The 13,876-nt window shown below is 40.6% G+C and carries 11 protein-coding genes; 3 read left to right on the forward strand and 8 right to left on the reverse strand.

Features of this window, described 5'->3' with window-relative positions; translation table 11 throughout:
• Window positions 1-31 precede the first annotated feature (31 nt).
• The 3 genes from murI to AN486_RS04805 form a co-directional block, all read right to left on the reverse strand.
• Window positions 32-877, reverse strand: a complete 846-nt coding sequence (gene murI / locus AN486_RS04795; RefSeq protein WP_053538569.1) for a glutamate racemase — start codon at window positions 875-877, stop codon at window positions 32-34.
• A 396-nt stretch (window positions 878-1,273) separates the two neighbouring features.
• Window positions 1,274-3,139 (reverse strand): N-acetylmuramoyl-L-alanine amidase, encoded by a 1,866-nt coding sequence (locus AN486_RS04800; RefSeq protein ID WP_053538568.1) that lies wholly within the window; start codon window positions 3,137-3,139, stop codon window positions 1,274-1,276.
• Between the two features lie 241 nt (window positions 3,140-3,380).
• Window positions 3,381-5,219, reverse strand: a complete 1,839-nt coding sequence (locus tag AN486_RS04805; RefSeq protein ID WP_290599469.1) for an N-acetylmuramoyl-L-alanine amidase — start codon at window positions 5,217-5,219, stop codon at window positions 3,381-3,383.
• Window positions 5,220-5,253: 34 nt separating this feature from the next.
• Here AN486_RS04805 and AN486_RS04810 point away from each other — a divergent pair, with 34 nt between their 5' ends.
• Window positions 5,254-5,400 (forward strand): hypothetical protein, encoded by a 147-nt coding sequence (locus AN486_RS04810; protein WP_199924399.1) that lies wholly within the window; start codon window positions 5,254-5,256, stop codon window positions 5,398-5,400.
• A 239-nt stretch (window positions 5,401-5,639) separates the two neighbouring features.
• Here AN486_RS04810 and AN486_RS04815 read toward each other — a convergent pair whose 3' ends face one another.
• The gene (locus tag AN486_RS04815; RefSeq protein ID WP_290599470.1) at window positions 5,640-7,052 is read right to left on the reverse strand and encodes a cation:proton antiporter; all 1,413 of its coding nucleotides are present in this window, start codon (window positions 7,050-7,052) and stop codon (window positions 5,640-5,642) included.
• Between the two features lie 174 nt (window positions 7,053-7,226).
• Here AN486_RS04815 and AN486_RS04820 point away from each other — a divergent pair, with 174 nt between their 5' ends.
• A complete protein-coding gene (locus tag AN486_RS04820; protein ID WP_027402276.1) occupies window positions 7,227-7,649 on the forward strand; it encodes a DUF29 family protein in 423 nt (140 codons plus the stop codon).
• Window positions 7,650-7,882: 233 nt separating this feature from the next.
• On the opposite strand, the gene AN486_RS04825 is transcribed toward AN486_RS04820, so the two are convergent.
• From AN486_RS04825 to mreC, 3 genes are all read right to left on the reverse strand, one after another.
• Window positions 7,883-9,475 carry a 2-isopropylmalate synthase gene (locus AN486_RS04825; protein ID WP_027402275.1) on the reverse strand — a complete coding sequence of 531 codons (1,593 nt, stop codon included), beginning with the start codon at window positions 9,473-9,475 and terminating at the stop codon, window positions 7,883-7,885.
• Window positions 9,476-9,687: 212 nt separating this feature from the next.
• Window positions 9,688-10,209, reverse strand: a complete 522-nt coding sequence (locus tag AN486_RS04830) for an NYN domain-containing protein (RefSeq protein WP_027402274.1) — start codon at window positions 10,207-10,209, stop codon at window positions 9,688-9,690.
• An 832-nt stretch (window positions 10,210-11,041) separates the two neighbouring features.
• Window positions 11,042-11,830: a rod shape-determining protein MreC gene (gene mreC, locus AN486_RS04835; protein ID WP_053538566.1), complete on the reverse strand. Its 789-nt coding sequence runs from the start codon at window positions 11,828-11,830 to the stop codon at window positions 11,042-11,044.
• A 10-nt stretch (window positions 11,831-11,840) separates the two neighbouring features.
• Here mreC and AN486_RS04840 point away from each other — a divergent pair, with 10 nt between their 5' ends.
• Entirely contained in the window at window positions 11,841-11,996 is a 156-nt protein-coding gene (locus AN486_RS04840; protein ID WP_168634844.1) for a hypothetical protein, read from the forward strand.
• A 494-nt stretch (window positions 11,997-12,490) separates the two neighbouring features.
• On the opposite strand, the gene AN486_RS04845 is transcribed toward AN486_RS04840, so the two are convergent.
• Entirely contained in the window at window positions 12,491-13,498 is a 1,008-nt protein-coding gene (locus AN486_RS04845) for a rod shape-determining protein (protein ID WP_027402272.1), read from the reverse strand.
• Between the last annotated feature and the right edge of the window lie 378 nt (window positions 13,499-13,876).

Here is a 13,876-nt window from a genome sequence, read left to right on the forward strand (position 1 = left end):
AGTTTTTGGGCGCAGGCCCTACTTCTGGGCTTTAAGAGAGGACGGTATCAGCAAAACATACTTGTTCTACCATTGGAGTATAGCCTAACCATTGTAAGCTAGATTGGGTAAATTGCTGGGAACAACCGCTGACAGCGAAGCGGGTAGGCATTGGTGGATGAGTATTCTTGATCCCTAGTATATCTAATTCTTGAGAGCAAGCGGCGGCGACATGAACTGCTGGGTCAATTAGCTTGACTTGCTGGGGAAGGAGCGATCGCAAGATGGGCGACAAATGGGGATAATGGGTACAACCATAAACTAAAGTATCTATTTCTTTCTGAATCAAAGGTTCTAGATAAGTTTTGGCTATTTCAATGGTATAGGGGTCGTGAATACGATTTTGTTCAATGAGTGGGACAAATTCTGGGCAACTGACTTGCCAGACTTGGACATTAGATTGAATTTCTAAAATGGCTTGACGATAGGCGTTGCTTTGAGCCGTAGCTGGAGTAGCAATGACACCAATCCGTTGTCCTTGTTGGACTGCTGCCTTTGCACCTGGTAGAATCACCCCTAAAATCGGGAAATTAAACTCTTGACGGACTATATCTAATGCCAGAGCCGAACTGGTGTTACAAGCCATAATTGCCATTTTCACCCGTTGCTGCTGCATCCAATGGAGGATTTCTCGGACAAATTGTAGTATTTCTGCTTGGGAACGAATACCATAAGGAAGACGGGCTGTGTCCCCTACATAAATAATTGATTCATTGGGAAGTTGTTGATAAATTTGTCGCAATACGGTTAGTCCACCAACTCCACTGTCAAATACCCCAATCGGAGCGCGTTGAGGTTCTTGGGGGGAAAAAGTATCAAAAATAGAAGATGAATACACAGCAAATATTAATTTTGATTTTGACACTCTCCGGTCTAAAGACGCGGAGATTCTATAGAGAGTTTCAGTCTATATCCCTCAGTTATCCCAGTTTCAGGCAGGGTTCCTTAAATATTTGGGTTCTTGCCCTGATTTCGTTTGCCCTGGCGGGCGAAATCATATCTGACAAGCGTAACTTTCCGAGAGTCCCGCGGTAGCTTTTTATGTCTTTAGTGACAATTTAATTGTATCACGAATATTGAAGGCAATCAATTCGCCCGTGTGCGTTTTCCCCTTCGGACTGAAGACCCGAAGCTCCCAACGCTACCGCGTTCCTCTTGTGGTTAGTAGTCAGTGGTCAGTGGTCAGTAGTCAAGAAAAAACAAAGAACAACTGACAAAGAACAACTGACGATAATTATCTTTGTTTTAAATAATTCAGAATACCACTAGCTATGCCCTCAGCCATACGACTTTGGTATTCTGGTGATCCTAAACGGGGATTATCTTCCCGACCAGTCATATAGCCTGTTTCTACTAAAATAGCAGGCATAGTATTTTTTCTCAGCACATAAAATCTAGCTTTACGAGTGCCTCGATTCTTGAGGGTACTAATATTTTGGAGAATGGCTTGTCGCACAGTATCAGCTAAAGCATAACCACTGTCGTAATAATAGACTTCTAAACCATTAACATCAGACCGATTATCCACAGAATTAGCATGAATACTGACAAATAAAGTTGCATTAACACGCTTGGCTATATCCACCCTTCCTTGCAGTTCCACAAAAAAGTCAGCATCTCGCGTGAGGACAACTTGGATACCATTTTGTTCTAAAATTGTTGCCAGTTTGGTACTAATGGGTAGAACAACATCCTTTTCTAGTAAACCACCCAGTCCAGGAGCGCCAGAATCTTTACCACCATGTCCAGGATCAATAACTACTAAAACTTTGCCATTAGGAACTGGTAGACGGGGCTGAGGTCTTGTTTGCGGAGGTGGTGTACTAGAACCTGGAGGATCTTGTGATCCAGGAAATCCAGGTGGTATAATTGGAGGACGTTGAGCGCGGAGATTAGTTTGTAATTGTAGCGCCAATAATTGAGACGTAACTTGACTTAGTGCGCCAAAGCTAACGCCAGATGCAGGTTGAACAAGAACAATTACGGTATTGTCAGACTGGGGTTGGAGACGGACTTTAAGAATCGGGCTATTGTTAGTAAAATCCGGACCTTGGACCTGATTAGCTAATTTAGCATTGGTAATGGTAATGCGAAATAGACCTGAGCTTCTATCCCAGCCGGTGGTGGCAGATATGGCTTGGTCTGCTCTAATTAATAATTGTGTGCCATTGCCACCGAGTTCTACAGATTGAATAATTGCGGGGGAATCACTCGGTGATGGTGCGGATGATTGGTTATTCTCAGGTAATTTAGCTAAACGATCTGGGATGACGACAAAACCACTGTCACCACTAGCTAATGCTTGCCAATTGGGACTGGCACTATCTAACTGTAAGGTCATGCGAACAGCAGATGGACTGCTGGACAGTTGGCTAAATTGGACACGACGGACTCCATAGTGATTAATCACTAGATTCCGTTGTCCCATATTTGGTGATAGGGCTGCGCCAATGATATCAATATTAACAGAGCGATTATCTTGACTGCGATTGATTTGCAGTTGAGGATTTCCACCACTGGTACTAATAAAAAACCCATCTCTTGTAACTCGCAATTTATCAATTTGCACTACCCCTGGGATGGTTTCTCGATTAGATGGAGTAATTCGGTTGGTAGTGACTACGTTGTAAATACTTCTGGGGTCTATTGTTGGTTCAGATGATTTATCGGATGTTGGGGGTAATGATGGTTCTCCAGTTTGCCCAGAAGCAATTTCTGGTTGTGGTAATTCTACTATCCAACGTTTGCCATTGGTGGGAACAAATTTAACTTGCTTGGGGTTGAAGGTGTAACCAGGGGCTAGTTCGATCACTAAGCGTGTTGTTTGGTCATCAAATTGACCGACGCGAATAGTGCGGATTTTGCTGCCAATTTGTTGGGTTACGGACGGACGACCAAGTTCTGTTCCTGGTAAGTCAATTACTAAGCGTGTGGGGTTAAAAATGAGTTGGGCTTGGGGTTGGACTGGGCTAGATGTGTTGATTTCTAAGTGGTTTTGATTAGTATCAAACCGCCAAGATTCTAATTTCGCGGCAAAAGCGGGCGAAGATAGGATGAAGACCGTTCCAAAAGTGCTAGGTATTAACCAATGTAGTTTCACAATCCTTTCTCCTGATTCCTATTGATGGGATTTGTCAATATCTCGACTTATGGGGTAATCTTCAGACCATCACCGCTGCAAATTTAACTTTGTGCAAGTAAAAGATTTTGGTGTTGGTAGTAAGACACGGCTAATGGCGTAGGATTGTAGCATACAATCGGTTTAGTATTACCATTTAGTCAACAAGTTCATTTCTCTAGCATTGGTAATAAATCAGATAACAGGTGATAAGAGTGACTATTTATCTTGATTTTAAATACTGAAGTATGCCTTGGGCGATCGCATCGGCCATTTGATTTTGATAAGCTGAAGTTCTCAGTTTGGCAGCATCGTCTCTACCAGTTAAGAAACCGGTTTCTACTAAAATTGAGGGCATAGAAGTTTTGCGAAGAACATAAAATCTAGCTTTCCGCACTTTCCTGTCTCTGACATTAAGACTTTGCAGAATTTTACTGTGGACAATTTGAGCGAGTGTTAAACCACTATCGTAATGATAAGTCTCTAAGCCACTCACTTCTGGACGACTCTCACCGGCTGAATTAGCGTGGATACTGACAAATACATCAGCATTAGCCTGTTGTGCCATTGTCACTCGTCCTGGTAGAGTTACAAAATAGTCAGAGTCTCGCGTCATAATTACTTGGATACCGTTTCGTTCCAAAACTTCTGCAATCCTTTTCCCAATTGGTAAAATAACATTTTTTTCCTGGACTCCACCGATACCAATTGCCCCTGAGTCTTTACCACCATGTCCGGGGTCAATTATAACTACTATTTTGCCTTTACGAAGGTCGCGCCTTTGGGTAATTCGTGGTTGTCTGGGTTTGAGGTCAGGTAGTTGTTGTCTGGGTGGTAATAAAGGGGGCAAATTCATGGGTGGTCTAATCTGACGATATCGTTGCAGTTTTAGAACCAGAAGTTTATCTCCCACTTGATTGGGTACACCTAGTGTAACACCTGATGCAGGTTGAATCAAGATAACTACAGTATTTGGCGGTTGTGGTTGCAGACGGAGCTTGATAATAGGACTATTAGCATCAAAAGTAGGGCCTTTGACTTCGGTGGCTAATTTGGCATTGGGAATGGTGATACGGAACAAACCAGAACTTTTATCCCAACCTGTGGTAGCGGATATAACTTGGTTGGCTTTAATTAATAATTGTGTGCCATTGTCAGTAAGTTCTATAGATTCAATTGTCGAAATTGAGCCGTTATTGTTTCTGGTAGGGGGAAAATTCTCATTTTCAGGTGCATTTATCATTCCCCTGGAGGGAAGGATGATTAAACCGCTGCTACTGGAGGTTACTTGCCAGTCAGGACTATTTACATCTACTTTTAACGTCATGCGGACAGATGTTGGTGTTGTTTGCAATTGGGTAAATCCAATATTGTCCACACCGTGTTTATTAACTGCCAAATTTCCTTGTGTTAAATTGGGTGATAAAGTTGCACTAAGAATGTCAATAAATACTGTGTTTTTATCACGGCTTCTCATGATTTTAGTTTGAGGATTACCGCCATTAGTGCGGATAAAAAAGCCATCACCAGTAATTTGCAAATTTTCGAGTTGAATTGTACCTTTATTACTGCTGGCAGTTCTAGTAATTGGTGAAAATTCAGGTTTCGTCTGGGAGTCTATGCCGACTAGATTGTAATTATTATTAGTATTATTAGCTGTTGAGTTAGCATCAAGTTCTAATTTTGGTAATTTCACTGTCCAGCGATTAGCACTTTTACCGACAAATTTTACTTGTTGAGGATCTAGAGTATAACCAGGATTTATTTCTAAAACTATTCTTGTTGTTTTTTCATCAAATTGACCAATGCGAATTTCCCGAATTCCTCCGCCTATTTGTTGAGTTAATTGGGAACGTCCAAATTTAACACCTGGTAAATCAATGACTAAGCGAGTGGGATTAAAAACTAATTGTGCTTGTGGTTTGACAGCACCATTTGTATTAATTTCTAATAGATTTTGATGACGATCAAATCGCCAAGATTCTAATTTTGCGGCTAAAGTTGGCGATGATAGCATCAGTACAGTACCAAAGGTAGTAGGTATTAACCATTGTATTTTCACGGTTTTTTCTCCTTAGCTGAATTAATAATTAATAATGAATATAGACACATACAAAAAACACCCACCACTGTCAATTAATGACATAGTTTGGCGGGGTATTCTCTATAATTACTACAAAAATCTTCAATCTGTAAAAACTGGTCTGAAAAAAAATAGGAATACAGAACATTATCAAGGCTAATAGAATGGGAAACAAGGAAAGTTTTATAAAACCAAAAGTAAACCAAAAGTAAATTTAATTAAAGGTAGAAATAATAACCATTTTAAAATTAGAGTGTTTCAAGATTACAGAAGACGGAGATTGGATGAGAGAAGTTTCTTCCAACCTCCTTATATAGTAAATGTGGAAACCACAGCAGAGAAAATTTTCAACTATCTTCTGTGGGATTTACAGCAGAATTTGAGGTGAAATTCAAATTACTAATCATCTTTTGTGGTGATGAGAGATGGTGGTATTTCTACTGCTAATGTTTTGCCAGAATTGCTGTCTAAATTTGTGGCGGCGTTTGATTCTGGAAATACAAATCTCAACAGGGGAGGAGCGATGAATGTGGTAATAATAACCATCATAATAATTGCTGCTCCTAATGGTTTTGAGAGGACACCACTAGCTGCACCGACACCAGCAAATACTAAGCCGACTTCACCTCTGGGAATCATCCCCACACCAATAGCCAAGCGGTTAATCCCCGGTTGACCAAATACTGTTAAGCCTGTCACTACTTTACCGATGATGGCGACTGTAATCAGGAAAGTTGCCATGATTAAGGCTTCTTGATTGGTGGGAATGGCTGGATTTAAGACTCCTAAATCAGTTTTTGCACCGACTGTGACGAAGGAGACGGGAACTAACATATCAGCAATGGGGATAACTTGCTTTTGGAGTTCTTTGCGTTTGTCGGTTTCTTCGAGAACTAACCCGGCGGCAAAAGCCCCAAGAATGGCTTCTAAATGGATGACAGAGGCGAAGTAAGCCATGATTATGGCAAAAATGAAGGCGGGGATGACTAATTCGCCTCTGGTTTTGAGTTGATCGGCGATCGCTACAAATGATTTATTAAAGACATTACCAAAAACTATTGCCCCAATTAAAAAAGCGCTCGCACTAATAATCAAATAAACGACGTTACCGACATCAACTACACCATCTTTGGCTAAACTGGCAACTACCGCCAGGACGATAATTCCCAAGACATCATCAATAACGGCTGCACCAAGAATAATTTGCCCTTCTTTGGAGTTCAACCGTCCTAATTCGGAAAGCACTTTGGACGTAATTCCAATACTAGTTGCTGTCAAAGCTGCACCGGCGAAAATTGCGGGAATAGCGGTGATACCAAATATGGTCATTAATCCCACTGTACCCGCCGCAAAGGGGACTATTACCCCAACTGTAGCCACTACGAAGGCTTGAACACCAACAGCCATGAGGTCTTTGAGGTTGGATTCTAAGCCAATTTCAAACAGAAGGATAATTACACCCAATTCTGATAAAACCGAAACCACCTCGGATTGCGCTGCAAACACCTGGGGTGTGGCTTCTGGGGTTAACCCAGCGGTGAGTTGCAAGAAGGTCATGATTAAGGAATTAGAAGCGTCTGTACCACCTTCTGGGAATACTAACAGATGAAGTACGGAGACACCGATAATTACACCCCCGACAAGTTCACCTAAAACTGCGGGTAAACCGACTTTGTTGGCTAATTCTCCCCCAACTTTGCTGGCAAAGTAAATTACGACTAAGCTTAATAGCACAGCGGCTAATACCATAGAACTGTCTGCGGTTTCTGTGGCTGTGGCTAATATGGGAACAGTTGCACTGATAAGCTGCATTGGTTATGTGAATAACAATTTCTTTATTTTTACCCTTTTTCTGGCAGGAATTTCTAATTAACTAATGTAGGGGTTTTTCTTTTAGATGGTCTTAAGTTTAGAATTTAGAGGGTACTAGCGAAGAAGATCAGCTAAAACAGAAATAAATGATTCATATACAGCGAAAAATCTAATATGGAAGAACTCTTAGAAATTAGACAACTCCTAGAACAAGGAAAAATCAATGAAGCTTTACTATTAGTGGATGAATTAGAAGAAATGAGCCTCAGTGATAAAATCAATAAAATTGATAGTTATGGCGTAATTCTACTGATTCATCTAATCAAACAAAAAGCCGAAAAACGTTCTACCCGTTCTTGGGAACTTTCCATAGAAAATGCAGTGCGGGAAATCAATAAAATTAACAAGCGCCGCAAATCTGGTGGTGTTTACTTGAATCAAAGAGAATTAATGGAAATTCTCCAACAAGGATATCAAGTAGCACTAAAAAGAGCGGCGCTAGAAGCTTATGAGGGACGTTATGAAACAGAAGAATTAGCAGCTATGGTCAATGAACAAGAAGTTTTATCTCAGTCGCTGGAATTAATTCAAAAGTAGTCAAGATTCACAGATCCGTTCTATAAAACTTACCCAAAATTACCAAAGTCTAGACACATCTGGACAGCGATAATCTTAGTGTTTATTTCCTGCTTCATCGCGGTCTTAGAATGACTTCCAATCTTGTTTGCCCGCTCCACAGGCAATCTCGGTAGAACTTACCGTTTCTGACCGTAGTTCCTAAAAAGAACCCCGACTTCTCAAAGAAGTCGGGGATCTAGATATATATGTGCCTATGCTGTGACTTCTTCCTTCACTTCCTGTTGTAATGCTGAAAACAATCTATTTAGTGCATTTACGTAAGCTTGAGCCGATGCTACAATAATATCTGTGTTGGCTGCATGACCAGAAAATACACGGGATTCATGGCGGAGGCGAATTGTTACTTCTCCTAAAGCGTCAATTCCTCCGGTGACAGATTGTACGGAAAACTCAATCAATTCATTCGGTACATTCACTACCCGATTGATGGCTTTGTACACCGCATCTACAGGACCAGTACCAATGGCTGCATCAGTTAATTCTTCTCCGTCGGGAGTGCGGAGTGTTACTGTAGCAGTGGGTTGAGTATTACTACCACAGGAAACCTGTACCAACTCTACCCGGAATAACTCTGGTGCTTGTTGGATTTCGTCGTTGACAATCGCTTCCAAATCCCAATCAGAGATTTCTTTCTTTTTGTCTGCTACTTCTTTGAATTTGACGAAGGCTTTATTCAGTTCTGTTTCTGATGGTTCAAAGCCCAATTCTTTCAAGCGGGTACGAAAAGCATTTCTACCAGAATGTTTACCCAATACTATTTGGTTGTCTGATAAACCAATTAATTGAGCATCCATGATCTCATAAGTGAGTTTGTTTTTCAATACCCCATCTTGATGAATTCCAGATTCATGGGCAAAAGCGTTTGCACCGACAATGGCTTTATTTGGTTGCACCAACATTCCCGTTAAATTGGAAACCAAACGCGAGGTTTTATAGATTTGTTTGGTGTCAATATTGGTGAGTGATGCTTCGGAATTTTCAGCCCGTCCCAAAAAGGGATTAAAATATTGTCTCCGGACGTGCAAAGCCATTACCAACTCTTCTAAAGCTGCATTGCCGGCTCTTTCACCAATGCCATTGATGGTACATTCTAGTTGACGAGCGCCATTTTTGACAGCTTCTAAAAAGTTAGCAACAGCTAAACCTAAATCATTGTGTCCGTGAACGGAAATAATGGCTTTGTCAATGTTGGGGACATTTTCAGTAATGCCTTTAATGATTGCCCCAAATTCGCTGGGGGTGGTGTATCCTACGGTATCAGGAATATTAACAGTTGTGGCTCCAGCAGCGATCGCTCTTTCCAAAACTTCATACAAAAATTCTGGATCAGAGCGTCCCGCATCTTCAGGAGAGAATTCGATATCATCGGTGAAGCTTTTGGCATAGGCTACCATTTCTTCAGCGATCGCCACCACTTCTGGTCTAGTCTTCTTTAACTTATATTGCAGGTGGATATCAGAAGTAGCAATAAAAGTGTGAATTCTCCCTTTAGCAGCAGGTTTGATAGCCTCCGCAGCCGCTTTGATATCATCATGTTTGGCTCTAGCCAAACTACAAATTACCGGACCATTTTCTGTCCCCACAGTTTGGGCAATTTTGCTCACTGCTTCAAAATCTCCAGGACTAGCAAAAGCAAAGCCAGCCTCAATAATATCTACTCCTAAGCGTGCTAATTGTTTAGCAATAACTAGCTTTTCGTCTATGTTGAGAGTTGCTCCAGGACACTGTTCTCCATCACGCAATGTGGTGTCAAAAATGATAATTCTATCGGTTTGCTTGCTCATTAGCTTAACCTCTGTGAGTTTTGAGAGTGGGCTGAATAAAAGAACATTAGGGAATTAGAATTAATCAAATGTGGTTTGATTTGTCAGTCCTAGAGAATTTATAATCATCACCGACTTCTAATTCCTAAATTCTTGCTTGATAAAATAACTGGAACTCTGAAATCAGAGTTTTTAACTTTGAGACTTGTGAATAAATACTAAGCTAAGTTAAGTTAACCGTCAGTTTTTTCTATTCTATCTCTAATATCATTCAAGTCTATATATCTATCAGTAGCATTACGTAATTCTCTGGCAATCATGCCCTCAGTTGATACTACTGTAATATGAGTATTCTTGGAGCGTAATAATTCGATAGCCCTTTCAAAATCACCATCTCCGCTAAATAATACAACTCTGTCATATTGATCTACCGTATTAAACATATCAACGACAATTTCAATATCTAAATTCGCTTTTTGAGAGTAACGACCCGAAGCGTCATCATAATACTCTTTGAGAATTTTCGTGCGGACTGTATATCCCAAGCTGATAAGGGCATCTCGAAAACCTCGTTGGTCTTGAGGGTCTTTTAATCCAGTGTACCAGAAGGCATTGATTAATGTAGTGTCTGACTGTTCGTATTTGAAATATTCTAAAACGCGCCGGGGGTCAAAAAACCAACCATTTTTTTGTTGAGCATAGAACATATTGTTTCCGTCTACAAAAATAGACAGACGATTCATTGGAGAACCCATAAAAATTTACACCTAATAATAGATAAGAATGTTAGAGGGAAGAATAGATTATAGCAATTATCAACTGGTAATTTCGCTAACATCTTTGAGGTACATAATTATGTATAGCCATTATCTTACCTCTTTTAAAGCCAAAATTTGGACAAAATATCCAAGTAGAGAACCGAATTATTTAACTGGTTTCACCTCTGAGAGTTGTAAATATGTTATCTGATCAAAATTTAGCAATAAAATTGACCTAGTAACAGGATTCTGAACTAGATAATATCCAATTTTACTCCTAAAGAGGTACAGTATAGGATTTTGGGTAGTTAAATCTTCATCAATAGATTCTTCCCTCAACTGTAGGAATAATTTAAGAGAATTATCAATACTTCAAGAGAAGACCATTGAGGATACGCCTCTAGGATACCCTAAATAGGGTAGGGGGGGTAGGGGAGGGAAGAACAGTTAAGTAGTGGGACAGAATTAATTACACAATGTCATTGCGTAAACGTTGCGTGGCGTTAGCCATATGGAACGAAGTGAAATGAAGCAATTCCAAGGGTTGTGATTGCTTCCCTTCGCTCGCAATGACTGTAAATATTTTTGTCCAATTAGTTAAGTTTTTCCGCCACGCTCCAAAACTTGCCCCCAAGGGTTTTTAGCCTATTTTCTTATAAATTTTTATGACAACGTTATGACAGAGGTAGGTTGCATATTCATCATTTAAGTAGGTGAACAGAAAAATTTAAAGGTATGTGAAGAAAAGTAAAATCACTCAAAACTCTCTTCCTGTTCCCAGTTAAGAGTTCCCTGTTCCCTTGCCCCAACGACAATTTTTAACGCCCACCTACTTAGTCACATTCGGAGTTTCTAAATATTGTTTGTCTGACTGAGGATAAACAGTTACCCAATCTAAGTACCTAATTGACGGAAATAACTCTACTTTAGCGATTGAGGCTGGAAGTTTCTTTAGATCTAAGGATTTAATTTTCCCTATGGCTAAACCAGCCGGGAACTTCTGACTATAAGTAGAGGTAGATACTAAGTCTCCTATTTTAACATTAGGGACTTTTTCATAGAACTCTAACACACCTTCAGTGGAAGCATCACCTTGTAAAACTCCTTTAGCTGATGTGCGGTTGATAGTTACGCCTACTTGACTTTTTAAATCACTTATTAACAATACACTGCTAGTATTAGTTGTCACACTATCTACTAAACCTACCAATCCACCATCGGCTTTGACAATAGAACCTTCTTGAATGCCTGATGCAGTCCCCCGATTCAAAATCACCTGTTGCCACCAATGATCTGCACTGCGTCCTACCACCCGTGCTATAGTTGGTTTCTGAGGCAAGGTTTGTTTCTCTACATAGCCCAGTAAATTTTTTAATTTCTGATTTTGGCTTTCTAAATCAACGATGCGAGTTTGTAATTCTAAAAATCTTGCATCTTTAATATTTTGTTCAGGAATTGCTCCTGACTGTAGCATCTGTAATGGGCTGGTGATTCCTTGGTAAATCTCCCGTAACAATGCTCCTTTTGTCTCTCTGAGTGTCCAGGAACTACCTACAACTAAGGCTAATAATCCTATTTGTAATCCTTTGTATTCCCACCAGCGTTTTAAAGTAAACATAATAACCTATATGTATTTTATAAATTATTTAGGAGTTGTAGGGACATGGTTTGGTAACTTTTTAGTGATGCCTATAGCGATCGCCATCCGCAAATCTGGAAATCAACTCCTGTGTACTTGTGTTGAAAATAATGGGTTCTATAGTTACATCAGACGGCGTAGTTAGGAGGTACAAAATCTCAATTAAGGCCTATGCACAAAGCCAGTTTTAATCCTGACTTATGACTTCTGCTGTATGAATAAATACAGAACCCATATATTCCTAACTTACTATACCCAAGACGGCTTAATTATTTGATTCTCCGGGAGGGGTAAAGCAAGAGCTTAATAGTGTCAACTTAACGTAAAACCCGTAGCCTGCCGGGGAATGATAGACGCTATCATTTCAGGGTGGGTCTGTCAGCCAAACAAATAAGCCATCTGTAGCTTAAGTTGACACCAATGAGCATTACTAAACCTCTACAAATATAGGGTTTTTCGTGATTTTACAAAAGTCCATGTCCCAAAGGTTTTGAGTATAACTACTACTAATATAAGTTGCCAGTTAGGTAAATTGTCAGAATCAGGATATCCAGGATTAAAGGATGAAACCAGAGCTTTTATTACCAATTACCTATTACCAATTACCAGCCTCAACAAAATAACTAGCAACTTAAGTTACTACATATTGCGAGAACGCCCGCTAAAGACTCTTTCCAATTGCTTGAAGTTTTCTAATACGCGACCAGTTCCCAGCACTACACAGCTTAAAGGGTCTGCGGCTATATGGGTAACAAGACCAGTCTCATGACTAATCAATGTATCCAGACCTTTGAGCAACGCACCACCCCCTGCCAACATGATACCACGATCAATAATGTCTGCTGCCAGTTCTGGCGGTGTCCGTTCTAGTGTTCGCCTAACTGCTTCGATAATTACCGCTAGAGGCTCTACCATACTTTCCCGAATTTCTGGTCCTTTGATGGTTACAGTTCTGGGTAAACCGGACAGTAAATGTAAGCCTCGAACTTCCATTACACTATCACTATCGTCTGCGGTCGGATAAGCAGAACCTATTTTAATCTTAATATCTTCTGCCGTGCGTTCACCAATTACCAGATTATGAACCTTCTTCATATACTGGGCAATGGCTTCAGTTAACTCATCTCCAGCAATGCGGACTGATTCGCTGATTACTGTTCCTTGAAGACTTAATACCGCTACTTCTGTTGTCCCCCCACCGATGTCAATAATCATGTTACCAGTAGGTTCTGCCACTGGCAGTCCTGCACCAATTGCTGCTGCAACTGGCTCATCAATCAAATATACTTCTCTAGCGCCGGCTTGGGTAGCTGCATCCATGACAGCCCGTCTTTCTACTCCAGTGACACCACTGGGGATACCAATGACAATGCGGGGCAACATCAGGGATCTCCCTTCATTTACCCGCTGAATAAAGCTTTTTAACATCAACTCAGCCGTATCAAAGTCAGCGATCACACCGTCGCGCAGGGGACGCAGAGCAACGACGTTCCCCGGTGTGCGTCCGAGCATTTTTTTAGCCTCTTCCCCCACTGCCAGTGCCACTTTCAGATTTTGATCAATGGCAACGACGGAAGGTTCTTGCAGGACAATCCCTTTACCAGATACATAAACTAGGGTATTGGCTGTACCGAGGTCGATACCCATATCCCAGGATGGACGAAAATTTAAATTGAAAAGACCCACGCTTCTCTATGCCCCCTATTTACACTACTTCTGACTACAAACATAAGAGTTAATATAGCGGTTCTCGATTGGGTGATATACAAGAACCCCGACCCACTCCTCGCAAGCGAGCAATAAGCTATGATGTATTTCATTCAAGTGCATACTGCTATAATGATGCCATGATATTCGGTTCCCTGACTCCAGTAGACTAGACTATTTTTTTATTTAGTTTTTGTCAATCTTGAGTTTAGTTTCATGAATCTTAACTTCTATCTTCTCAAGGTTACTCAGTATAACCGTATAATTTTTTTTAGCTATAAGGTATTTTTTGATTTTTTTTGGGGTTGACTGTGGCGA

This window comes from Anabaena sp. AL93 (assembly GCF_001672085.1).
Taxonomy (GTDB): domain Bacteria; phylum Cyanobacteriota; class Cyanobacteriia; order Cyanobacteriales; family Nostocaceae; genus Dolichospermum; species Dolichospermum heterosporum.

Bases quoted from the DNA above. Each gene is read 5' to 3' on its own strand.
- AN486_RS04810 (WP_199924399.1), top strand. From the start codon at position 5,254: ATGAATATAGACACATACAAAAAACACCCACCACTGTCAATTAATGAC.
- AN486_RS04815 (WP_290599470.1), bottom strand. From the start codon at position 7,052: ATGCAGCTTATCAGTGCAACTGTTCCCATATTAGCCACAGCCACAGAA.
- AN486_RS04820 (WP_027402276.1), top strand. From the start codon at position 7,227: ATGGAAGAACTCTTAGAAATTAGACAACTCCTAGAACAAGGAAAAATC.
- AN486_RS04825 (WP_027402275.1), bottom strand. From the start codon at position 9,475: ATGAGCAAGCAAACCGATAGAATTATCATTTTTGACACCACATTGCGT.
- AN486_RS04830 (WP_027402274.1), bottom strand. From the start codon at position 10,209: ATGGGTTCTCCAATGAATCGTCTGTCTATTTTTGTAGACGGAAACAAT.
- mreC (WP_053538566.1), bottom strand. From the start codon at position 11,830: ATGTTTACTTTAAAACGCTGGTGGGAATACAAAGGATTACAAATAGGA.
- AN486_RS04840 (WP_168634844.1), top strand. From the start codon at position 11,841: ATGTATTTTATAAATTATTTAGGAGTTGTAGGGACATGGTTTGGTAAC.
- AN486_RS04845 (WP_027402272.1), bottom strand. From the start codon at position 13,498: ATGGGTATCGACCTCGGTACAGCCAATACCCTAGTTTATGTATCTGGT.